At 71.3% G+C, this 21057-nt stretch carries 20 protein-coding genes and 1 pseudogene; 11 read left to right on the plus strand and 10 right to left on the minus strand.

Annotation, left to right across the window (positions count from 1 at the left end; translation table 11 throughout):
* The first annotated feature begins 54 nt into the window (after nucleotides 1-54).
* The 3 genes from A5705_RS18465 (at nucleotide 55) to A5705_RS18475 (ending at nucleotide 5009) form a co-directional block, all read left to right on the plus strand.
* Nucleotides 55-744, plus strand: a complete 690-nt coding sequence (locus A5705_RS18465) for a PAS and ANTAR domain-containing protein (RefSeq protein ID WP_068279163.1) — start codon at nucleotides 55-57, stop codon at nucleotides 742-744.
* An 81-nt stretch (nucleotides 745-825) separates the two neighbouring features.
* Nucleotides 826-1188: an STAS domain-containing protein gene (locus A5705_RS18470; RefSeq protein WP_068279167.1), complete on the plus strand. Its 363-nt coding sequence runs from the start codon at nucleotides 826-828 to the stop codon at nucleotides 1186-1188.
* A complete protein-coding gene (locus A5705_RS18475) occupies nucleotides 1185-5009 on the plus strand; it encodes a SpoIIE family protein phosphatase (protein ID WP_068279169.1) in 3825 nt (1274 codons plus the stop codon). Before A5705_RS18470 ends, A5705_RS18475 begins: the two co-directional genes overlap by 4 nt.
* A gap of 13 nt (nucleotides 5010-5022) precedes the next feature.
* Here A5705_RS18475 and A5705_RS18480 read toward each other — a convergent pair whose 3' ends face one another.
* On the minus strand, nucleotides 5023-5298 hold the full coding sequence (locus A5705_RS18480; protein WP_156738553.1) for a hypothetical protein: 276 nt from the start codon (nucleotides 5296-5298) through the stop codon (nucleotides 5023-5025).
* Nucleotides 5299-5370: 72 nt separating this feature from the next.
* On the opposite strand from A5705_RS18480, the gene A5705_RS28900 reads away from it, so the two are divergent.
* A complete protein-coding gene (locus A5705_RS28900) occupies nucleotides 5371-5676 on the plus strand; it encodes an Rv1535 domain-containing protein (RefSeq protein WP_255382823.1) in 306 nt (101 codons plus the stop codon).
* Here the strand turns inward: A5705_RS28900 and A5705_RS29220 are convergent.
* The 5 genes and pseudogenes from A5705_RS29220 to A5705_RS18505 all read right to left on the minus strand — a co-directional run.
* A pseudogene (locus A5705_RS29220) lies at nucleotides 5648-9418 on the minus strand (HAD-IC family P-type ATPase); the annotation flags it as partial. The gene A5705_RS28900 and the pseudogene A5705_RS29220 overlap by 29 nt on opposite strands.
* Before the next feature lie 414 nt (nucleotides 9419-9832).
* Nucleotides 9833-10276, minus strand: coding sequence for a hypothetical protein (locus tag A5705_RS18490; protein WP_068279175.1), 444 nt, complete (start codon nucleotides 10274-10276; stop codon nucleotides 9833-9835).
* Nucleotides 10277-10422: 146 nt separating this feature from the next.
* Nucleotides 10423-11232, minus strand: a complete 810-nt coding sequence (locus A5705_RS18495) for an exodeoxyribonuclease III (RefSeq protein ID WP_067882763.1) — start codon at nucleotides 11230-11232, stop codon at nucleotides 10423-10425.
* Between the two features lie 2 nt (nucleotides 11233-11234).
* Complete coding sequence (locus A5705_RS18500; protein ID WP_067882764.1) at nucleotides 11235-11984, minus strand: GCN5 family acetyltransferase; 750 nt, start codon at nucleotides 11982-11984, stop codon at nucleotides 11235-11237.
* Complete coding sequence (locus A5705_RS18505; protein ID WP_067882765.1) at nucleotides 11984-12577, minus strand: peptide deformylase; 594 nt, start codon at nucleotides 12575-12577, stop codon at nucleotides 11984-11986. The genes A5705_RS18500 and A5705_RS18505 overlap by 1 nt, the downstream gene beginning before the upstream one ends.
* A 295-nt stretch (nucleotides 12578-12872) precedes the next feature.
* Between A5705_RS18505 and A5705_RS18510 the strand changes: the two genes are divergently transcribed.
* From A5705_RS18510 to A5705_RS18535, 6 genes are read left to right on the plus strand one after another with little or no spacing between them, the layout of a single operon-like run.
* The gene (locus tag A5705_RS18510) at nucleotides 12873-13181 is read left to right on the plus strand and encodes a DUF3263 domain-containing protein (protein ID WP_066917645.1); all 309 of its coding nucleotides are present in this window, start codon (nucleotides 12873-12875) and stop codon (nucleotides 13179-13181) included.
* Between the two features lie 19 nt (nucleotides 13182-13200).
* Nucleotides 13201-13674, plus strand: coding sequence for a LytR C-terminal domain-containing protein (locus tag A5705_RS18515; protein ID WP_067882766.1), 474 nt, complete (start codon nucleotides 13201-13203; stop codon nucleotides 13672-13674).
* 47 nt (nucleotides 13675-13721) lie between these two features.
* Nucleotides 13722-14414, plus strand: coding sequence for a superoxide dismutase family protein (locus A5705_RS18520; RefSeq protein ID WP_067882767.1), 693 nt, complete (start codon nucleotides 13722-13724; stop codon nucleotides 14412-14414).
* Nucleotides 14404-15531: a glutamate--cysteine ligase gene (locus A5705_RS18525; protein ID WP_082956549.1), complete on the plus strand. Its 1128-nt coding sequence runs from the start codon at nucleotides 14404-14406 to the stop codon at nucleotides 15529-15531. Before A5705_RS18520 ends, A5705_RS18525 begins: the two co-directional genes overlap by 11 nt.
* A 9-nt stretch (nucleotides 15532-15540) precedes the next feature.
* Nucleotides 15541-16182, plus strand: a complete 642-nt coding sequence (locus tag A5705_RS18530; protein WP_067882769.1) for an LON peptidase substrate-binding domain-containing protein — start codon at nucleotides 15541-15543, stop codon at nucleotides 16180-16182.
* A gap of 11 nt (nucleotides 16183-16193) precedes the next feature.
* Nucleotides 16194-17012, plus strand: coding sequence for an enoyl-CoA hydratase-related protein (locus tag A5705_RS18535; protein WP_067882770.1), 819 nt, complete (start codon nucleotides 16194-16196; stop codon nucleotides 17010-17012).
* A 30-nt stretch (nucleotides 17013-17042) separates the two neighbouring features.
* Here the strand turns inward: A5705_RS18535 and A5705_RS18540 are convergent, their stop codons facing one another.
* On the minus strand, nucleotides 17043-17393 hold the full coding sequence (locus A5705_RS18540; RefSeq protein ID WP_068279179.1) for an isoprenylcysteine carboxylmethyltransferase family protein: 351 nt from the start codon (nucleotides 17391-17393) through the stop codon (nucleotides 17043-17045).
* Between A5705_RS18540 and A5705_RS18545 the strand changes: the two genes are divergently transcribed.
* Entirely contained in the window at nucleotides 17392-17787 is a 396-nt protein-coding gene (locus tag A5705_RS18545; protein ID WP_067882772.1) for a MarR family winged helix-turn-helix transcriptional regulator, read from the plus strand. The two genes, A5705_RS18540 and A5705_RS18545, sit on opposite strands and share 2 nt — an antisense overlap.
* A 46-nt stretch (nucleotides 17788-17833) precedes the next feature.
* Here A5705_RS18545 and A5705_RS18550 read toward each other — a convergent pair whose 3' ends face one another.
* The 3 genes from A5705_RS18550 to A5705_RS18560 all read right to left on the minus strand — a co-directional run bounded on the left by A5705_RS18550 (nucleotide 17834) and on the right by A5705_RS18560 (nucleotide 21043).
* Nucleotides 17834-18754, minus strand: a complete 921-nt coding sequence (locus A5705_RS18550) for an SDR family NAD(P)-dependent oxidoreductase (RefSeq protein ID WP_068279181.1) — start codon at nucleotides 18752-18754, stop codon at nucleotides 17834-17836.
* A 17-nt stretch (nucleotides 18755-18771) separates the two neighbouring features.
* Nucleotides 18772-20172: an MFS transporter gene (locus A5705_RS18555; protein WP_068279184.1), complete on the minus strand. Its 1401-nt coding sequence runs from the start codon at nucleotides 20170-20172 to the stop codon at nucleotides 18772-18774.
* A 94-nt stretch (nucleotides 20173-20266) separates the two neighbouring features.
* Nucleotides 20267-21043 carry a DUF2867 domain-containing protein gene (locus A5705_RS18560; RefSeq protein WP_068279187.1) on the minus strand — a complete coding sequence of 259 codons (777 nt, stop codon included), beginning with the start codon at nucleotides 21041-21043 and terminating at the stop codon, nucleotides 20267-20269.
* Nucleotides 21044-21057: the final 14 nt, after the last annotated feature.

Here is a 21057-nt window from a genome sequence, read left to right on the forward strand (position 1 = left end):
GCACGCGACGTTACCCCCTGCAGCGGTAGCCCGGGATACCCGCCGGGTGGAAGGATGCTAATCGTGCAACCAGCGGGGACCCCCGACCAGCCGGCGAGCGCGCTCGAGGCGGACGCGCGGTATTTGAACGTCGGCGCCTTCCGGTTCTGGTTCGTCGGCCAGCGCTGGGAATGGTCCGACGAGGTCGCCAGGATGCACGGCTACGAACCGGGGACCGTCGAGCCGACGACGAAACTGCTGCTATCGCACAAGCATCCCGACGACCGCGCGCACGTCCAGGAATTGCTCGACTACGCCCTGCAGTCGGCGGAATCATTCTCCAGCCGGCACCGGTTCATCGACACCGGGGGCACCGTGCACGACGCGATCGTGGTCGCCGACCGGATGCTGGACGAGTCGGGCGCGGTGGTGGGGACCGCGGGCTATTACATCGATCTCACCGACACCTTCGACGAGGCGCGGCAGGAGGTGCTCGACGCGGCTCTGCCCGATCTGTTCGAGAACCGTGCGGCCATCGAGCAGGCCAAGGGCGTGCTGATGTACGTCTACCGGGTCAGCGCCGAGCAAGCCTTTCGCGTGCTGCAGTGGCGCTCGCAGGAAACCAACGTGAAGCTGCGTGCCCTGGCGAAGCAACTGCTCGCCGAGGTGACGACGCTGATCGCCCCCGCGCCCGCGGTGCAGAGTCAGTTCGACCACTTGTTGCTGACGGTGCACGAGAGGATTCCCGACGAGCCCATTGGGTAACCAGCGCACTATGCGAACGCACCGGGTCGGGCACGGGTTAATCTTCAAAATCTGGACGGCACATGCTGTAGGGCGAAAGGCATGGATTTGTTGGCGGTCGACCACGAGGCCAATGAGGATGCGGTAGTCGTGCGCGTCAAGGGCGACGTCGATTCCAGCAACGTCGACGAGCTCGCCACCCACCTCATCGCCGCGCTCCAGGTGGCCGCGACCCACCCGCGGCGGCTGGTCGTCATCGACATGCAATCGGTCAGCTTCTTCGGAAGCGCGGCGCTGAACGCCGTCCTCGAGTGCCACGAGGAGGGGAAGGCAGCCGGTACGTCGGTCCGTCTGGTGGCCGACCACGACCTGGTGCTCAGGCCGATCCAGGTGACCGAGCTGGACCGCATCCTCGACATCTCTCCGACGCTGGCCGACGCGTTGCACCGCGACCACCGGCAATGAACCCCGGGCTGCCGGCTGATCTGGCGGCTGCGGTCGCGTTGGGCGGCGAGATGGGTCGCCGTTTCGCCGAGTGCGACTGGGCCGCCCACCCGTTGGGTCCGCCGGATCAATGGTCGGCCGAGGCGCGGGTGGCCGTGGCGGTGGCGTTGACGTCGCGGTTTCCCATCGTCCTGTGGTTGGGCCCGACGGATCTGTACCTCGTGTACAACGACGCCTACGCGCAGATCCTGGGCAACAAGCACCCGGCGGCCCTGGGCCGCCCGGCGGAGCAGGTGTGGTGGGAGATCTGGGACCAGATTCACCCGATGCTCACCAGCGTCCTCGACACCGGAAAAGCGACCTGGTCCGACGACCTGATGCTGTCGCTGATTACCGGCGACCAGCCCGAGGAGCGGTACTTCACCTTCAGCTACAGCCCGCTGATCGGCAGTGCGGGAGACGTTTACGGGATCTTCTGCGCCGTCCGGGAAACCACCGAGCGGGTGTTGAGCGAACGCCGGCTGCATCTGCTCAATGCGGTGGCGACCGCCCTGATGGACGTCCACGCCATCGACGACGCCGTGCACAGCGCCGTTGCGGTGTGCGGCGCGCAGCCGCTGGACCTCCCGTTCATCGCGGTGTACCTCGGCGGCACGCTGCGCGGCGCGACGCCCTCGGTCCTGGGGCTGCTGCCGGGCTCCCTGACCGAGCTCACGGGCCGGGACCCGGCACCGCATTCGCGGGCCGCACACACCATCGACGCGCTCGAACAGACGATCCCGGGCATCGCGGGCGTTCTCGGCGAGAACTGCCCGCGGCAGGCCGTGGTGTTGCCGCTGGGCGAGGGCGCGGACGCCGGGGCGCTGGTGATCGGGGCCAGCCCGCGCCGCCCCCTCGACGCGATGTACCGCGGCTTCTGCCAGCTGCTCGCCGACCAGTTGTCGTCGGCGCTGGCCTCCGTGGTCTCCTATGAGGAGCAGCGGCGGCGAGCGGACGCGCTCGCCGAGCTGGATCGGGCCAAGACGGCGTTTCTGGCCAACGTCAGCCACGAATTCCGCACGCCGCTAACGCTTTTGCTGGGACCGCTCGACGACGCGCTGTCCGACGCCCCGCCGGAAAGCGTCCTGGCGGATCGGCTGAGCGCCGCGGGACGCAACGCGCGGCGCCTGCAGCGCCTGGTCGACTCGCTGCTCGATTTCTCCCGCATCGAGGCCGGCCGCGCGAACGCGAAGCTGGTGTGCACCGACGTGGGCGCGCTGACCGCCCACATCGCGTCGTCGTTCACCGAGCTGTGCCAACGGGCGGGGTTGGACCTCGTGCTGGACTGCGGCCCGGCGCTGGCCGACGTCGATCCGGGCATGTGGGAGACGATCGTCCTCAACCTGCTGTCCAACGCCGTCAAATACACCCTGCGGGGCTCCATTTCGGTCCGGGTCCGCGCCGAGTCCGCGCAGTGCCGGATCACGATGGCCGACACCGGGGTCGGGATCGCCCCCGAGGACCTGGACCGCCTGTTCGAACGCTTCTACCGGGCCGACAACGTGCGCGGGCGCAGCGTGGAGGGCACCGGCATCGGACTGGCGCTGGTGCGCGGCCTGGTCGACCTGCAACGCGGAACGGTGGAGATCGACAGCGAACTGGATCGCGGAACGACGGTCACCATCCGGCTGCCGCGGTCGGTCGCGGGCGAGGCGGTCGAGCAGGTCCCCGCGGGAGCGCCGGACGAAAGCAACCCGTACGTGGCCGAGGCGCGTCAGTGGCTGCCGCCGGCCGCCGAGCCCGCCGCCGTGCCGACCGCCCACCGGGCGCCCGGCGGCGCCCGCCAGCTGGTGCTGATCGCCGACGACAACGCCGACATGCGCGCGCACCTGGACCGGGTGCTGTCCGCCCACTGGGACACGGTTCTGGCCGCCGACGGCGAGTCGGCCCTGGCCGCCACCAAAGAGCTGCACCCGGACGCGATCGTGACCGATGTCATGATGCCCGGCCTCAACGGCTTCGAGCTGGTTGCGGCGATCCGCGCGGATCCCGCGCTGGCGGCCACGCCGGTCCTGATGCTGTCGGCCCGGGCCGGCGCGGAGGCCGTCGACGAGGGCTTCGCCGGCGGGGCCGACGACTACCTGCCGAAACCGTTCCGCTCCCAGGAGCTGGTCGACAGGGTGGCGTCGCGGTTGTCGGCGGTCGCCCGCGAGCGCGACCGCCAGCGCCGCGAGGCGCGGCTCGACCTGGTGCACCTCGACTCCGCCCTGCAGGCCACCGACTCGGTCGCCGGGATCCTGGACGCGCTGATCGGCCACGCATCCGGGTCGGGCGATCCCGCCGCGGTGACCATCGGCGTGCTCGACGGGGAGCACCACGTCCGCTTCGAGTACGCCGGGGACCTGCCGGTGGAAGTGCGGGATCGCTACCACGTGGCCGCGCTCGACGCGCCGTTGATCGGCGCCGACGTCATCAGCAGCGGCGAGCCGATGATCGTCCCCGACACGTTCGGCCTGCCGCAGCGCTATCAGCACGCCGTGCGCGACACGGCGGACAGCGTGCGCGCCTGCGTCGCGCAACCGTTGCGCGACAACACCGGTCGCGTCGTCGGCGCGCTGGCGTTGCTGTGGCCCACGCCGCGCCAGTTCGAGCCCGCCGAGCTCGCCACGTTCGGCCGGATCGCCGAGCTGACCCAGTCCGCCCTGGACCGGGTCCGGGCGATGGCGCAGGAACACCGGATCGCCGTCGACTTCCAAGAGCACCTGCTGGACCTGGATCGCGGCTCGACCGCCGCGGTCGTGGCGGCCGTCTACCAGCCGGCCGGCGAAGCGATGCGGGTGGGCGGCGACTGGTACTCGGTCACCCCGCTCGGCCGCGCCGGCCTGATCGGGATCTCGGTCGGCGACGTCGTCGGGCACGGCCTGGCCGCCGCGATCGTGATGAGCCGGCTGCGCGCCGCCGTGGCCGCCTCGGCGCTCACCGCCGCCGAACCGCCCGCGGTGCTGGCCGCCCTGGACAGGTACGCGGCCAGCGTCACCGGCGCTCGCTGTGCGACGGTGGCCTACGCCCTGGTCGACACCGGGGCGGGCGCGGGCGGCGCCACCGTGAGCTACAGCTGCGCCGGGCATCCCTACCCGTTACTGGTCCCGTCCGACGGTGACCCGGTCTTCCTCGAGTCGGGGCGCCGCCCCCCGGTGGCCGTCGAGGACGGCCAGCCGGCCGGCGCCGCCGCGACGGTCGAGCTGGCGCCCGGAAGCATGATCCTGCTGTACACCGACGGGCTCATCGAGCGGGCCGGCGAGACGCTCGACGACGGATTCGCCCGGCTGAGGGCCGCCGCCGCCGAGTGCGCCGGGCTGCCGGTCGAATCCGTCTGCACCGAACTGCTCGCGCGGATGACGCCGCCCAAGGGTTACCGCGACGACGTCGTGGTGCTCGCGCTGCGGCCGAGCCACTCGGCGGCGCGCAGCTTCGCCACGGTGCTGCCGGCCGCGCCGCCGCAGATTCCCGTCGCGCGCAAGCAGTTGCGGGCCTGGCTGGACAGCATCGCCGTGGATCCAGGCCGCGAGGAGGACATCCTGCTGGCGACCGGGGAAGCGGTGACCAACGCGATCGAGCACGGCAGCCAGAGCCAGCCACGCAAAACCGTGTCCGTCGAGGCCTTCCTGCACGACGAGACCGTCGCGATAACCGTCAGCGACAGCGGGCGCTGGGTCGGTGATTCGTCGGCCAGCCTGCGCAGCAGGCGGCGCGGCCGCGGGCTGACCCTGATCGGTGGGCTCGCCGACCGCGTCGACACCGTCCGGACCCCCGGGGGCACCCGGGTCACGCTGACCTTCGAGCGAGCCGTCGCCGTCACGTGAGCGGCCGGGAAGCCTAGGCCTCTTCCATCGCCTCGCCGAGCTCCTCCAGGATCTTGTTGTGGTGGTTGCTGGCCAGCAGGTGCCCCGCCGCGATGACCAGGGCGACCGGCCAGTCGATGAGCTCGAGCGCGGCCAGGGCGGCCAGGCCTCCGAAGTAGGCCAACTGCTCCGGGCGCGGTATCTCCACCTGCCCCACCACCGGCACGTTCACCACGAACGTCTCGCCCTCGCGGATCTTCTCTACCGCTTCGCGCTGCGAGGTCCCCCTGCGGGTCTTCTTTTCCGCCATCATTTGCCTTCCGGTAACTATAGGTTTGCCGCCCCGCCGGGTACTGAGGCCACCGTCGGAGCTATGTCGACGATGACCGACCCCGGCGGCGATCCGCTGGTTTCGTCGATTGCTCTGGTGCTGCGGGTGCCGTTACTGGAACTCTATGCGCTGTTGTGGCGGGTCGGGATTGTGGAGATTCGTCATCCCGGTCGCCGGGCTCAACGTTCGGCCGGGGCGCGCCAGGTCCGGGTGGCAGCGTGTGCGATGGGCTCGGCCTGCCCCAACCTTCCGCGACACGATTCAGAACGGCCACCCCGACGGTCGCCCCGGCGGCGGCTCCCAGAGCCTGCCCCCAGCCGACCGGACCCAGCGGTGTACAGCCGAGCAACTGGCTGACCACCGGGATGCTGATCAGCGTCCCCATCGCACCCAGCGACCCGACCGCCGTGAGCACCACCAGCGGGGCGCGGGAATCCAGCAGCGTCTGACCCAATTCGGCCCCGACCAGCGCGACCAGCGCGACGGTGGACGCCCGCTGGGGGCGTCCGGTGACGCCCGCCATCGCCCACGCCGCCGTCGTCGCCGCGGCCGTGGTGACCCCGCGGATCGCCACGGCCCGCCACAGCGCGGGACGGTCCGGGCCGCGCAGGCCGGGGTCGATCTGGCCGCTGGGCTTGCTGACCGCCAGGGCGGCCGCCGGCAGCGCGTCGGTCATCATGTTCACCAGCAGCAGCTGCCGGGTGTTCAGCGGCGACGTGCCGGTGATCGCGCTGCCGATGATGGCGAACAGCACCTCGCCGGCGTTGCCGCCGAGCAGCACCGACACCGCCGCCTGCACCCGCTGCCACAGTTGGCGGCCTTCCGCGATGGCCTCCACCAGCGCCTCGATGCGGGCGTCGACCAGGACGACGTCGGCGGCCAGGTGGGCCGGGTCGCTGCCCCCCGCCACCACCCCGATGCCGACGGTGGCGGCCCGGATGGCGGCGGCGTCGTTGGAGCCGTCGCCGACCATCGCGCACAGCACGCCGGCGCCCTCGAGGGTCTGCACGACCTGCACCTTGTTCTCAGGCGTCATCCGCGCGAAGATCACCCGCTCGGTCACCACCCGCGCCTGGTCCTTGCGCGACAGCGAGTCCCACTCGACCCCGCTGATCACCTGCTCGTCGGTCACCGACAGGCCCAGCTCGCGGGCGATGGCCAGCGCGGTGATGGGGTGGTCACCGGTGATCAGCTTCACGCCCACGCCCTGCCGGCGCAGGTCGGCGAGCAGCCCGACGGCCTCGGGGCGCGGGGTGTCGGACAGGCCGAGGAACCCCGTCAGTGTCAGCCCGTCGGTGCAGAACTCCGCGATGTCGTCCGGGTCGTCCCGGATCGCGCGGGCCTGTTGCGGCGTCAGCTCGCGCCGGGCCACCGCGATCACCCGCAGCCCGTCGGTGGCCAGCTCGGAGACCGTCGCGTCGATCTTCGGGTCGACGTTCCCGCACGCGGCCAGCACCACCTCGGGCGCACCCTTGACGGTCAGCTCGGTTCCGGTGACGGAGGCCGAGAACGACCTGCCGGAGCGGAAGGGCAGATGGGCGTCCGACTCGGTGTCCGGTGTGGAGCCGTTGAGCGAACGCCTGGCCGCCTCGACGATCGCGACATCGGTGGCGTGCACGTGTGGGTTGCCGTTGGCGGCCGGTGCGGCGTGCGCGGCGTGGCGCAGAACTTCCTCGGGCGAGCAACCCGGCGCCGTGCGGACCTGCGCCACCCGCAGGCGGTTTTGGCTGAGCGTTCCCGTCTTGTCGAAGCAGACCACGTCGATGCGGCCGAGCGCCTCCACCGAGCGCGGCACGCGGACCAGCGCGCCGAACCTGGTGAGCCGCCGCGCCGACGCCGATTGCGCCAGCGTCGCCACCAGCGGCATGCCCTCGGGCACCGCCGCGACGGCGATGGCGATGCCGCTGGACACCGCCTGGCGCAGTCCCGTGCCGCGCAACAGCCCCAGCCCGCCCACCAGCGCGCCGCCGGTCACGCTGACGGGGAAGGCCCGGTTGGTGAGCTGGCTGAGCTGGTGCTGCAGCCCGATGTCGGATGACAGGTCGCCGGACACCAGCTCGGCGGCCCGGCGTTCCTGGGTGTCGGCCCCGACCGCGGTCACCAGCGCGACCGCGGTGCCCGCGACCACGGTGGTCCCGGCGTAGAGCATGCAGCGACGCTCGGCGAGGTCGGCTCCGGGTGTGGCGTCGACCTGCTTCTCCACCGACAGCGACTCGCCGGTGAGCGTCGACTCGTCGACCTCGACGTCGACCTCCTCGACGATGCGGGCGTCGGCCGGCACCACCTCGTGCGTCCGGATCTCGATGACGTCGCCGGGCCGCAACTGCGCGGCGATGACGTCGGTGTAGGTGCGCTGCCCGTCGGGACCGATCCCGACCTTCCGGGCGGGCGGGATCTGCTGCTCGAGCAGGCGGTTCAGGCGGTTCTCGGCGCGCAGCCGCTGGCTGGCCGCCAGGATGGAGTTGCCGGTCAGCACCGAGAACACCAGGACGGCGTCGACGGGCGAACCCAGCACCGCGCTGGCCGCCGACCCGAGCGCCAGCACCGGGGTCAGCGGGTCGGTCAGCTCGGCGCGGACGGCCTTGACGAGCTGCCAGAGCGCGGGCGGGGGCGTCGGGGCCCGCCCTTGCGGCGAGGCGTCCGCCTCCGATGGGGGCGGCGGGGGGAGCGCCCGGCGGACCTGGTCGACCGACATCGCGTGCCACTCGTGGACCGACGCCGGCCGCGGCACGTTCGCGGTCATGATCCCGCGCGCCAGCAGGTAACCGGAGAGCGCGCCGGCCGCCGCGCCGGTGGTCACCGGCCCGGGGCCCAGGCCGCGGATGCCCGGGATCATCAGCAGCGAACCCATCGCCGTCGCGCCGGCCGAAATCCCGGCGCCGCGCTGGGTGGCGGTCCTGGCCGCCGGCAGCGCGTGCAGCACCCGCCAGGCGGCCGCGAGGTCGGGCAGCAGCAGATCGGCACACCAGGGCGGCGGGCCCGCGGCGGGCTGGGGCAGCACGCCCAGCGCCACGTCGGCAGCCGAGATCGCTTGTGCGCCAAGCGATGACAGCACCGCCACGGTGCGGCCGGCCCGTTGCAGGTCCGTGACCGCGCGGGCGAGCGCGTCGTCGACCGAGCCCTCGCCCAACGGCTTGATGTCGTCGAACGCCGGCCGCAACTCACCCAGCGAATCGACGTCGACCGAGACCAGCTCGGCGCCCGTGCGATGCGCCTCGGCGACCACGGCCGACGCCAACGGGTCGTGGCCGGGGCGGAAGAGCGCCTCGACCGCGGAGCCCCGTTCGGCGGCCGACATGCCGGGCACCCGGTGCCAGCCCGGCCGGTGCCCGTTGCGCTCCAGCGCCAGTTGGGCGCGGTCCCACGCCGCGGAGAGGTCGATCTCGCCGGCGCCGCGGATGCGCGCCACCCGCAGCCCGGTGGTGCACAACACGCGCGGGTCGATGACGATCGCGTCGACGCGGTCCAGGCGGCGCAGCGCGTCGGGCCGCAGCGACAGGACGGCGTGCTGGTCGGCCAATCCGCGTCCGAGCGCCGCGGCGAACGCCTCCGGCGTGGTGCGGCTGGCCTTGGGGGCGGTCACCAGCAGCGCGGTGGCGACCATGTTCGGGTTGCGGGTGGTGGCGCCGACCAGCCCGGCACCCAGCGCCTGCACCAGCGCGAAACGGCCCGCGTTGCGCTCCACGATGCGGGCGCGGGGCGGTCGCGGCGGCGGCGCGTCACCGCCCGGTTGCCCGGCGTGGCGCGCCAGCTCGGGCTCGTGCCGGCGCCACGCGCGCGCCTCGGCGCGGCATTCGGCGGCCTTCAGCGACTGCATCAGCAGGCCCACCGACAGCGACGCCGGCGCCAGCGTGACGGTTTCCGCCGCCGTCATGGCCAGCGTCAGGACGGTGTCCGTCGCAGGGCCGCCGATGCGGTCCTCGAGCAGGCGCCGCAGCCAGGGCTGGTAATCCAGCGCCACGATGGGCGCCTGCACGCCGATCGGCAGCCGGGGCCAGCGCAGCGCCCGCCCGGCCAGCGCAATGCCCAGCCCGGCGGCGTTGGCGGCCACGGTCACCGCTCTGGTCGCGGCCACCACCCCGTCGCCGGGAAGGGCCATCGCCGAGGGTTTTCTCGTTGAGCGGCAATGCCTTTCGGCACCCTCGACGAGGCGGCACAGGTCGCGCAGCGAGGTGTCCGCATCGCCGGGCGTGACGACGACACGCGACAACGGGCGGTTCAGGCCGGCCGCGGTGACGCCGCGGTGGGCGCGGACCGCGTCGAGCACGGCGGGCCCGAGTTCACCCGATTCGTCGTCCTCGAGGCCGCGCACTTCGATCCAGGCGCGGCTCTGGCCACGCCAGCAGCGCCGGCCCAGCGTCTCGTGGGGAAGGTCGCCGGTGAGCGCCCGGGCGCCTTCGCGCAGCGGAATCGCCGCGATGTGGACGGCCTCGTGCGCCAGTGAGGTGAGAGCCCGCAGCGGTGTCGATCGTGGTAATGACGTGACAATGCTCAAGGGCGGCTCAGACGGGTCTCAGTTGGTGCTGCGCAACTCGGCGGCACCGGCGCGGCGCCCGGTCGCCTTCTTGGCCGCCGGCTTGGCGGCGGACTTTGCCGGCGTGACCTTCTTGGGTGCGGGCTCCGACGGCACCGGCTTGAGGTTGGCCTTCGATGCCGTCTGGCCCTGCTGCTTGTGCTGCATCCGGTGCAGCAACAGCGCGCCGCCGCCGACGGCGAGCAACACCGGCCATTCGACCAGGCCGGCGACGCCGATCGCGCCGAGGGCCAGCGCGGCGGCCGGCGTCGAGTGACTGCCGCTGCTGATGCCGCGCTTGATGCCGTCCGCGGCTCCCGTTACGCCGCCGACGATTCCGTTGACCGCGGCGCCGCCGACAGCGCCGGCGGCCGCTGTGGTCGCGTCCGCGGCACGACCCACTGTTTTGCTCACGTTGCGGACTGCCCCGCCGACGACGCCCATGGTGACTCCCTGGTCTCTGATCGCTCTCACTGGGAACCGCGTGGCAACCCGTATACCCGTTGAACGCGAGGTTAACAGCAACAACGAAATTGTTCTCTAGGGCGAAAGCCTGCCACGTTACAAACGCGCGTACAACGAGCAACTTCTCAGAGCGGGCTCACATCGATCAGGACGGGTGCGTGATCGCTTGGCGCCTTGCCCTTGCGTTCGTCCCGGACGATCTGCGCGCCGGTGACGCGGCCGGCCAGCGCCGGCGAGGCGAGGATGAAGTCGATGCGCATGCCCTGTGCCTTCGGGAACCTCAGCTGGGTGTAATCCCAGTAGGTGTAGACGCCGGGGCCGGGCGTGAAAGGCCTTACCACGTCGGTGAATTGCGCGTCGACGATCGCGTTGAAGGCGTTCCGCTCCGGCGCGGAGACGTGGGTCGCGCCGGCATAGAACTCGGTGCTCCACACGTCTTCATCCGTCGGGGCGATGTTCCAGTCGCCGACGAGTGCGATCGGCGCGCCGGGATCGTCGCGCAGCCAGCCGGAAGCCGTATCCCGCAGCGCCGCAAGCCAATTCAGCTTGTAGGTGTAGTGCGGATCACCCACGGCGCGCCCGTTGGGCACATACAGGCTCCACACCCGGATGCCGTCGCAGGTGGCCCCCAGCGCGCGCGCCTCCGCGGTGGCGGCCACTTCCGGTTTCGCGCTCCAGGTGGGCTGGCCCTCGAACCCGACCTGCACGTCGTCGAGGCCGACGCGGGAGGCGATGGCCACGCCGTTCCACTGATTGAACCCGACGTGTGCCACCTCATAGCCGAGCTCGAAGAACGGCAGGGTGGGGAATTGGCCGTCGGCGCATTTGGTCTCCTGCATGGCCAGCACGTCGACGTCGGCGCGGGCCAGCCAGTCCAGGACGCGGTCCAGCCGGGTGCGGATCGAGTTCACGTTCCAGGTGGCCAGGCGAAGCATGGCTAGACGGTATCGGCTCGTCGGGCCCGGATGTAGCGCCGACGATGGTGCGGGCGGAAGCCGAGGGACTCGGCGAGGCCAATCGTGTCGGTGTCGCCGTCGGCGAGTTCCACGTAGGCGCGGGTCGCCCCGCGGCTCGCGCCCCAGGCCAACACCCCCTCGCGCAGTGGCGCCGACAGCCCCAGCCACCGGGTGCCGTCGGGCGCGTCGGTCACCGTCGCGCGCCAGGTCCCGCGGTCCGGTTGTCCCGGCGTGACGCCGGCCAGGTCGCGCACCAGGACCTGCTCCGTGAGCTCGGCCGTGACCCCGGGCGGCAGCGACAACAAGCGCTCGGGAATGGCCAGCCGCGGCGCCAGGCCGCGAAGCTCGTACCACGCGACGATCTCGGGGATCGCGGTCCACCGGGCCGAAACATCCAGCGGCACGGCCGAATTGGCGGCCGGCGCGGCCCCATGCCCGGCTCGCAGCAGCCACCCGTCGAGCCAGACCCGTTCGGCACCGGGCCGGGCCGTGGCGGCCGCGTGCTCGAGCGCCCGGATGTCGGAGGTGCGCACCGGCGCGTCGGTCAGCGCCCGCAGCGCGACGACGTCGGCGGCGGGGAACTGGACCTCCGCGCCCGTCTTCGTCCGCACGCGCACCAGCGGATCAACCGCCAGCAGGTGCCCGACGGCGTCGGTGAGCGGCGGAACCGATCCGGCCGGGCGCCGGTAGCGAACCGTGACCCGGGTTCCCAGGGCCGGCCACGAAACCATCAGTGACCGAACGGGTCCGGCCCCTCGCCCGGTAGCCACGACAATCCGGGGACGCCCCAACCGTGGGACTTCACCGCCCGTTTCGCGCTCCGCGCGTACCGGCCGATGAGGCGGTCCAGGTACAGGAACCCGTCCAGGTGCCCGGTTTCGTGCTGCAGCATCCGCGCGAACAGGCCGGTGCCCTCGATGGTGATCGGCTTGCCGTCGGCGTCGAGTCCGGTGACCCGCGCCCATTTCGCCCGGCCGGTCGGGAACGACTCGCCGGGAACGGACAGGCAGCCCTCCTCGTCGGTGCCCGGGTCGGGCATGGTCTCGGGGATGTCGGAGGTTTCCAGAACGGGATTGATGACGACGCCGCGCTGGCGGTCGGTCAGCCCGCGGTCTTCGGCGCAGTCGTAGACGAACAGCCGCAGGCCGTAGCCGATCTGGTTGGCGGCCAGGCCGACGCCGTGCGCGGCGTCCATGGTGTCGTACATGGTGGCGATCAACTCGGCCAGGTCCGGCGGCAGCGAACCGTCGGCGCCGACGGGCACCGGCGTCGTCGGGGTGTGCAGCACCGGATCCCCCACGATGCGTATCGGTACGACTGCCATGGTCGGAAAGCTTAGGCCCGGCGGCGATGCGCGGGCCGGGTGCCCGACCGCCGCGTGCCCGCGAGCGTAACGCCGTGGCGAATCTTCGCGTGATTTTCCACCGTGCCGTTACGTTCGCGGGCGGGGGTGGACGGCGCCGGGCAATCGCGGCCAATCGGGAGACTCGCGGGTCTGCATTACGGCTTGAGGGTTCGCGGCGTGGTTCAATATTCGCGCGAAGCATGCCCTAAAAACGCCTATGTATTAAGTCATTCGAACACTTTGAGCATCGCCGGAAGGGTCCAGGGGAAGCGATATGGACAGCGCCATGGCGCGGGCAAATCGATCGGGGGACGACGCTGACATCGCAGATGGCCTCACCCGCCGTGAACACGACATCCTGGCGTTCGAACGCCAGTGGTGGAAGTACGCCGGGGTCAAGGAAGACGCCATCAAGGAGCTGTTCTCGATGTCGGCGACGCGTTACTACCAGGTGCTCAACGCGCTGGTCGATCGGCCCGAGGCGCTGGCCGCCGACCCGATGCTGGTGAAGAGGCTGCGGCGGTTGCGTGCCAGCCGGCAGAAGGCGCGGGCGGCGCGGCGGCTCGGCTTCGAGGTGACCTGACTCGCTACAGTGGGGCGCGATGAAAGAGCGTGTTCCCGATTCCACGGGGCTTCCCCTGCGGGCCATGGTGATGGTGCTGTTGTTCCTCGGCGTCATCTTCCTGCTGCTCGGCTGGCAGGCGCTGAGTTCCTCGGGCAAATCCGACGACGACTCGGCGTCGGCCGTCTCCACCGCGACCAGCAGCGTCAGCGCGCCGCCCACCACCAGCGCCGCCCCGGCGAACCAGGCCGAGGTCCGCGTGTACAACATCTCGTCCAAAGAGGGCGTCGCCGCCCACACCAAGGATCAGCTCTCGGGCGCCGGCTTCAAGGTGACCGACGTCGGCAACCTGACGATTCCCGACGTGACGGCCACCACCGTCTACTACACCGACGCCGACGATGAACACGCCACCGCGGACGCGGTCGGCAAAAACCTGGGAGCCCCCGTCCAGCCGCGCATTCCGGCGCTGAACGGGCAGCCGCCCGGCGTCATCGTGCTGGTGACGGGCTGACGTTGGCGCTGCTCCAATTTCGGGGGCCGTCGGGCTAGGCTTCCGCTATGCCTAAGCACCGCAATGCCGCTGCCGCCACCATGTCCGCAATCGCATTGGTAACCGGGTGCTCGTCGCCCCAGCACGCGTCGACGGTCTCCGGCACCACGCCGGCGATCTGGACCGGAGCGGCCGCGCCCTCGCCCAGCTCGGGCACCGACGGCGCCGAGCAGCAGCCGGCGGGGCAGAGCCTGACCACCCAGCTCAAGACGCCGGACGGGACCCAGGTCGCGACCGCGAAGTTCGACTTCAGCAACGGCTATGCCACCGTCACCATCGCGACGTCCGGCCCGGGGCACCTCACGCCCGGCTTCCACGGGGTGCACATCCACAAGGTGGGCAAGTGCGAGCCCAATTCGACGGCCCCGACCGGCGGCGCGCCCGGCGACTTCCTGTCGGCCGGTGGCCACTTCCAGGCCCCCGGGCATTCCGGGATGCCCGAGAGCGGCGACCTGACCTCGCTGCAGGTCCGCAAGGACGGCGTGGGCATGCTGGTGACCACGACGGACGCGTTCGCCATGGAGGACCTGACCAGCGGCGAGAAGACGGCGATCATCATTCACGCCGGCGCCGACAACTTCGCCAACATCCCGTCGGACCGCTACAACCAGACCAACGGAACGCCGGGTCCCGACCAGACGACGATGACGACCGGTGACGCCGGCAAGCGGGTGGCGTGCGGTGTCATCGGTGCCGGCTAGGGCCAGATCCCGCATCGATTTCGCCCCCTCGCCGCGGCCGACGATCGGCGTGGAGTGGGAGTTCGCGCTCGTCGACGCGCAGACCCGCGACCTGAGCAACGAGGCCACCGCCGTCATCGCCGAGATCGGTGAAAACCCGCGCGTGCACAAGGAATTGCTCCGCAACACCGTCGAGGTGGTCAGCGGCATCTGTGACTGCACCGCGCAGGCGATGGAGGACCTGGGCGAGACCCTGCGCCCGGCCCGCCGGATCGTCCGGGACCGCGGCATGGAGCTGTTCTGTGCGGGCACCCACCCGTTCGCCCAGTGGTCCGCCCAGAAGCTGACCGACGCCCCCCGCTACGCCGAGCTCATCAAGCGCACCCAGTGGTGGGGCCGGCAGATGCTGATCTGGGGGGTGCACGTCCACGTCGGGATATCGTCGGCGAACAAGGTGATGCCGATCATGACGTCCCTGCTGAAGTACTACCCGCACCTGCTGGCGCTGTCGGCCTCGTCGCCGTGGTGGGGCGGCCAGGACACCGGCTACGCCAGCAACCGCGCGATGATGTTTCAGCAGCTGCCCACCGCCGGGTTGCCGTTTCACTTTCAGCGATGGTCGGAGTTCGAGGGGTTCGTCTACGATCAGAAGAAGACCGGCATCATCGACCACATGGACGAAATCCGTTGGGACATCAGGCCTTCGCCGCACCTCGGCACGCTGGAGGTGCGCGTCTGCGACGGCGTTTCCAACCTGCGCGAGCTCGGCGCGTTGGTGGCGTTGACACATTGCCTGATCGTGGACCTTGACCGCAGGCTCGACGCCGGCGAGACGCTGCCCACCATGCCGCCCTGGCACGTCCAGGAGAACAAGTGGCGTGCGGCCCGCTACGGCCTGGACGCGGTGATCATCCTGGACGCCGAAAGCAACGAGCGGCTGGTGACCGACGACCTCACCGACGTGCTGAACCGGCTGGAGCCCGTCGCCGAGTCGCTGCAGTGCGCCGACGAGCTGCGCGCGGTGGCCGACATCGCGACCCACGGCGCGTCCTACCAGCGCCAGCGCCGGGTGGCCGAGGAACACGACGGCGACCTGCGCGCGGTCGTCGACGCGCTGGTGGCCGAGCTGGACATCTAGGTTGGAGTCATGGCCGATTCCGCACCCGTTGAGCTGGCGATGTTCCCGCTCGAGTCGGCGCTGCTGCCCGACGAGGACCTGCCGTTGCGCATCTTCGAGCCCCGCTACGCCGCGCTGGTGCAACACTGCCTCGACGCCGACGAACCGTTCGGTGTCGTGCTGATCGCGCGGGGCCGCGAGGTCGGCGGCGGCGACGCGCGGTGCGACGTCGGCGTGCTGTCCCGGATCGCCGAGCACGCCGAACAGGGTGCGGGCCGATACGTGTTGCGGTGCCGGACCGGCGAGCGGATCCGGGTGCGTGAGTGGCTGCCCGACGATCCCTATCCGCGCGCGACGGTCGCCGTGTGGCCCGACGAAGCGGGGGAGCCGGTGAGCGATGCGCAGCTGCTCGCACTGGAGGAGCGCGTGGTGGCGTTGTTCGAGCGGGTCGCCGAGGCGCGCGGTGCGCGCCTGCCGGAGCGCGACGCGCTCCTGGGTGACGGAGCGGGCGACCCGGGACGGCGCCTGTTCGCGCTGGCGTCTCGCATCCCGATCGGCGCGGCCGACCGCTACACCGTGCTGTCGGCGCCGTCGGCCGCCGAGCGTTTCGCGGCGCTCTCCGAGGCCGTGGACGCGCTTGCCGACATGGTGGAGTTCCAGCTGTCCGAGTAGGGGGCAAGGCGATGAGCGCCGACGTGACGGTCGACATCAACGAGGGCGTGGCGGTGCTGACGCTGAATCGCCCCGACCATCTCAACGCCTACACCGCCGACATGGGCCGGCTGCTGAGCCGTGCCTACCGGCAGTGCGACGCCGACGACGACGTCCGGGCCCTTGTCGTGACCGGGGCCGGCCGCGCCTTCTGCGTGGGGGCGGATTTCTCGGGCAACATCTCGCCGTTCGACGCCCCGGCGGACGCCAGCGCGTTCTCCGCGTCGCCGATCGACCCGGCCGCCTTCGAGTTGCGCAAACCGGTGATCGCCGCGCTCAACGGCCACGCCATCGGGATCGGACTGACGATCGCCCTGCAGGCCGACATCCGCATCGTCGCCGAAGACGCCAAATACGGTGTGGTGCAAGTGCGCCGGGGAGTGATCCCGGACTGCATGTCGCACTGGACGCTCGCGCACCTGGCCACCCTGGGGGTGGCCGCCGAGCTGTTGCTCACCGGGCGCACCTTCACCGGGGCCGAGGCGGTGGCGCTCGGCGTCGCGAACCGGGCGCTGCCTTCCGAGCGGGTGCTCGACCATGCGCGCGAGATGGCCCGTGACATCGCGGCCCACGTGGCGCCGATGTCGGCCGCGCTGTGCAAGCGGCTGCTGTGGGACGCCGCGATCAACAACTACACCCCAAGGCAGGTCGCGTCGCTGGAAACCCGGCTGCACCACCGCGTGATGGGCACGGCCGACGCCCGCGAGGGCGTCAGCGCCTTCCTGGATCGCCGGGCGCCGCGGTTCAGCTCGCGGCTGTCGGTCGACTGGAGCGAGCTGCCGGAGCCGTGAGTGCCAGGCGAGCCCGCCGGGGCCACGCTGCTAGAGCCATCTGCGGACGCTGGTCCGGTAGGCGTCGTAATCGGCGCCGAACTTCGCCGCGAGGTAGCGCTCCTCGGGGCCGATCGCGCCCCAGCGCAGCACAGCGACCCCCACCGGGACGAACAGCAGCGCCCACACCGACGGGGTGAGCAGCGCCAGTCCAGCGTCAAGCGCGATCAGCCCGAGATAGAGCGGATTGCGACTGACCCGAAAGGGCCCCGACCGCAGCACCGCGTTCGTCGACCCGCCCGGCAGGATCGCCGTGCGGTTCGCCGCCATCACCGACAGCGTCCATCCGTTCCACATCGCGAACAGCGCTGTGAGCGCGGTCCGCTCGGTCGCGCGGCTCATGATCGATGAGCTCATCGCCGGCCTGCACGCCGCGGGGTATACCGACATGACTGCCGCGCAGCACGTCGTCTTCGAGAACCTCGATCCCGGGGGAACACGATTGACGACGCTTGCTCAGCGCGCCGACATGACGCGCCAAGCGATGACTGAGTTGGTCGACGGTTTGCGCCGCAACGGTTACCTCGAGCTGCGACCCGACCCCTCCGACGGCAGGGCCCGCCTGGTGCACCTGACGAGGAAAGGCAAGGCCGCGGTGCGCGCGGCGATCTCCGAGATCGCGGCCATCGAAGCCCGCTGGCAGGAAACCGCCACGCGTGCCGGTCTGACCGTCAACCTGCGAGAGTTCTTCGAGGACCTGGAAAGTCAGCACAGAGCACCCGACGTCCCTCGTTGACAGTCCAAGCGCGGTGGGATTCGGTCAGAACACCGACGTACTCGATTCAGGCCCTGTCACAATACTTTTCGGAGAGGGCCCACCAGTCCGCCGCGCGTTGTTCATCGCGCGCGTAGGGCGCGACCGCGTCGCTGATGCGGCAGTCTTCGAGATACAGCCCGCCCCGGCCCGCCAGCTCCGGGCTGACCGCCGCCCACACCTGGGTGGCCGCGCCCTGCTCGGGGGTGGACGGGTCGATGGCGGCGCCGCGGGCGGCGGCCATCGCGCGCAGCCGGGCGAAGTCCGCCCGGGACATGTACCGCGCCAGGGACGTGGCCACGGTGCCGGGATGGACGGCGTGGGCGCGGATTCCCAACTCGCACAACCGCCGGTCCGCCTCGATCGCGTGCAGTATGTTGGCCGTCTTGGACGCGCCGTATGCGGCGAACTTGTCGTATTCCCTGGTCTCCCAGTTGGGATCGTCGAAGTCGACGTCGCCCAGCACATGGCCGCCCGAGGACAGGGTGACGATGCGGGCCTGCCCACCAGCCCCGGCGGCGACCGCCAATTGGGGGACGAGCAGCCGGGTGAGCTCGAAGTGGCCGAAATGGTTTGTGCCGATCTGTGTTTCGAACCCGTCGTCGGTCCGGCCGAACGGGGTGAACATGACGCCGGCGTTGTTCATCAGGACGTCGATCGCCGGCGCGATGTCGAGGATGGCGCTCGCGGCCGCGCCCACGCCGGCCAGCGTGGTCAGGTCGAGCCGCACGGCCGAGGTCCGCGCGGCCGGCACTTCGCCGACGATCCATCGGGCGGTCTGTGCCAGGGCGTCCCGGTCGCGCGCGGCAAGGACGACGTGTGCGCCCGCCGCGGCCAGCGCCCGTGCGGACTCCCGGCCCAGCCCGGAGGACGCACCGGTGATCACGCAGGTCTTGCCCGAGAGGTCGATTCCGTCGACGACCTGCAGGGCGGTGCGACGTTCTGTCATGGTCGATGACAGTAGCGTCAGCGCGCGGGGTTGAGCGCGAACGTGATCTCGTCGGAAGCGGACTCGGCCGAACCCGCCGCGTTTTTGATCGCGAGGCCGCCGACGGCGGCGCCGACGAAGAACAACAGCGCGCTGACCATCAGCAGCCGGGTGAAGCTGGCGTCGGTCAACCGGTTGGCGGTGATCAGTCCCACGCAGGCCACGGCGATCAGCGCCGAGGTCCGCCCCGTCGCGTTCTGGATCGCGGCGGCGATCCCGCTGTGCGCGGACTTGACGGCCGACAGATTGACCGCGGACAGCGGCGTGATCGCCAAGACCATGCCGACGGCCAGCAGGATCCGGCCCGGCAGCACGTCCGTGCCGAGGTGCAAACCGGGTCCGGGGCGGATGAGCAGCAGCCCCAGCCCGGCCACGGCCGGGCCGACCATCAGGAAGATCCGGTGCCCGAACCGGGCGGCCATGCCGCCGACCCCGCGGGCGAACAGGAACGACATGATCGGGCTCGGCAAGGTGGTCAGCCCCGCGGCGGTGGCCGAATAGCCCGCGACCTCTTGGAGGTACAGGCCGATCGCCAGTGAGCCCATCGTGATGCCGCCATAGACGAACGCGGTGACCAGGTTGGCGCCCGCGAAGTTGCGGGTCGTGAAGAGGCTCAGCGGCACCATCGGGTGCGGCGTGCGGCGCTGCCACACCACGAACGCCAGCAATGCCGCCACGCCCGCCACCAGTGCCGCCCGGACCAGGGCGTCGTCCCACCCCCGGCGGCCCTGTTCGATCAGGGCATAGACCGTGGCGGCCAGCCCGACCGCCGACAGCGCGGCGCCGGCGACGTCGAGGCGGGCGCGTTCGGCGCGCGCGGGCACCCGGTGCAACCAGAACGTCAACCCGAATCCGATCGCCATCGGGACCGCGGACAACACGTAGATCCAGCGCCAGTTCAGCATGTCCACGGCCAGCCCGCCCAACAGCGGCCCCACCGCGAAGGCGGTGCTGGTCCACGCCGTCCACGACCCGATCGCCGCCGGCCGGTGCGCGGGGTCGAACGTCGAGTTGATCAGGGCCAGCGAGCCGGGCACCAGGAACGCGCCGCCCAGCCCCTGGACGATGCGCCCGGCGATCAGCATCGCCGGGGTGCCGGCCGTGGCCGCCAGCGCGCAGCCCGCCCCGAAGGCGACCAGCCCGAAGCGCAGCACCGGTATGCGGCCGAACAGATCCGAGATGGCGCCGCCCGGCAGCACCATGGCCGCGACGGCCAGCAGGTAGCCGTCGACGACCCACTGCTGGGAGCACATGCCCCCGCCGAGTTCGCGCGCGGTGGCCGGCAGCGAAAGGTTCACCACGGTGCCGTCGAGGAAGACGACCGTCGACACCAGGATGGCCACCGTGAGGACCCGCGTCGTCGGCGCCGCCCTGATCATCGCGACCGCTCGTCGTTCATGGGGCTCTTCTCCATGCCTGTGTGTATGCGAGCTGGTTACAGCGATGTGGTCACGAACGACCGAGCCGAATGGTTCAGGCGTGCGCCGCAATGCGTTTCATCAGTTGGGGTGTCACGGCCCGGTGCAGCGGGCCGATCAGGGCCCAGACCGCTCGGGCGGCGATCTTGTGGCCGTAGTGCACGCGGGTGGTGAGCGTGGCGCGGCCGTGCCGGCGGCGCAGCGCCAGCTCGCCGCGCATCAGCGGACCGCTCGCGGTGAGGACGATCTCGTCGCGCGCCGAACGCGTGATCGGCCAGCCGATGAGGTGGTCGGGCGAGGAATACGGGCCCAGGCGAAACCTCAGCACGTGGCGGTGGATCCACAACACCGCGCCTCCGCGCGCGCCCGGGCGGCGCCCCACCGCGTCGCGGAGCGCCTGTTCGGCGGTGCGCGAATCCCCTTGAGCCACGGGCACTTCGAAGACGTCGGTGTAGTCGGCTCGGGCCGCGGCCGCGGCGATGCGATGCAGTGTCCGGCGCACCACGACGCGGTGGCCGCCGGTGCCGATGACGAGCGCGCGATAGGCCTTGCCGTGGATGCCGGGGAAGGCGGCCCACGTCAGCGCGCGCACCCGGGTGCGGTGCGCGGACCCGGCGTCCAGCTCGAACACCCAGCGGTAGACGGCGAAGGGATGGCGGCCCCTCAGGGCCAAACGCTCGGGCGCCCGCGCCTCATCGAGGACGAATCCGGGCGGCACCGTCGAGGGATCGCGCGGGTCGCGGCACAGCACCCGCAGTAGCGCCGACCACGTGTCTGCGCGATCGGCGCTCACGGTTATGGCATGCTCATCGATATAGGGTAATCGTTCCATATAGAAGGAATGTA

The organism is Mycobacterium sp. E787 (assembly GCF_001668725.1).
Lineage (GTDB): Bacteria > Actinomycetota > Actinomycetes > Mycobacteriales > Mycobacteriaceae > Mycobacterium.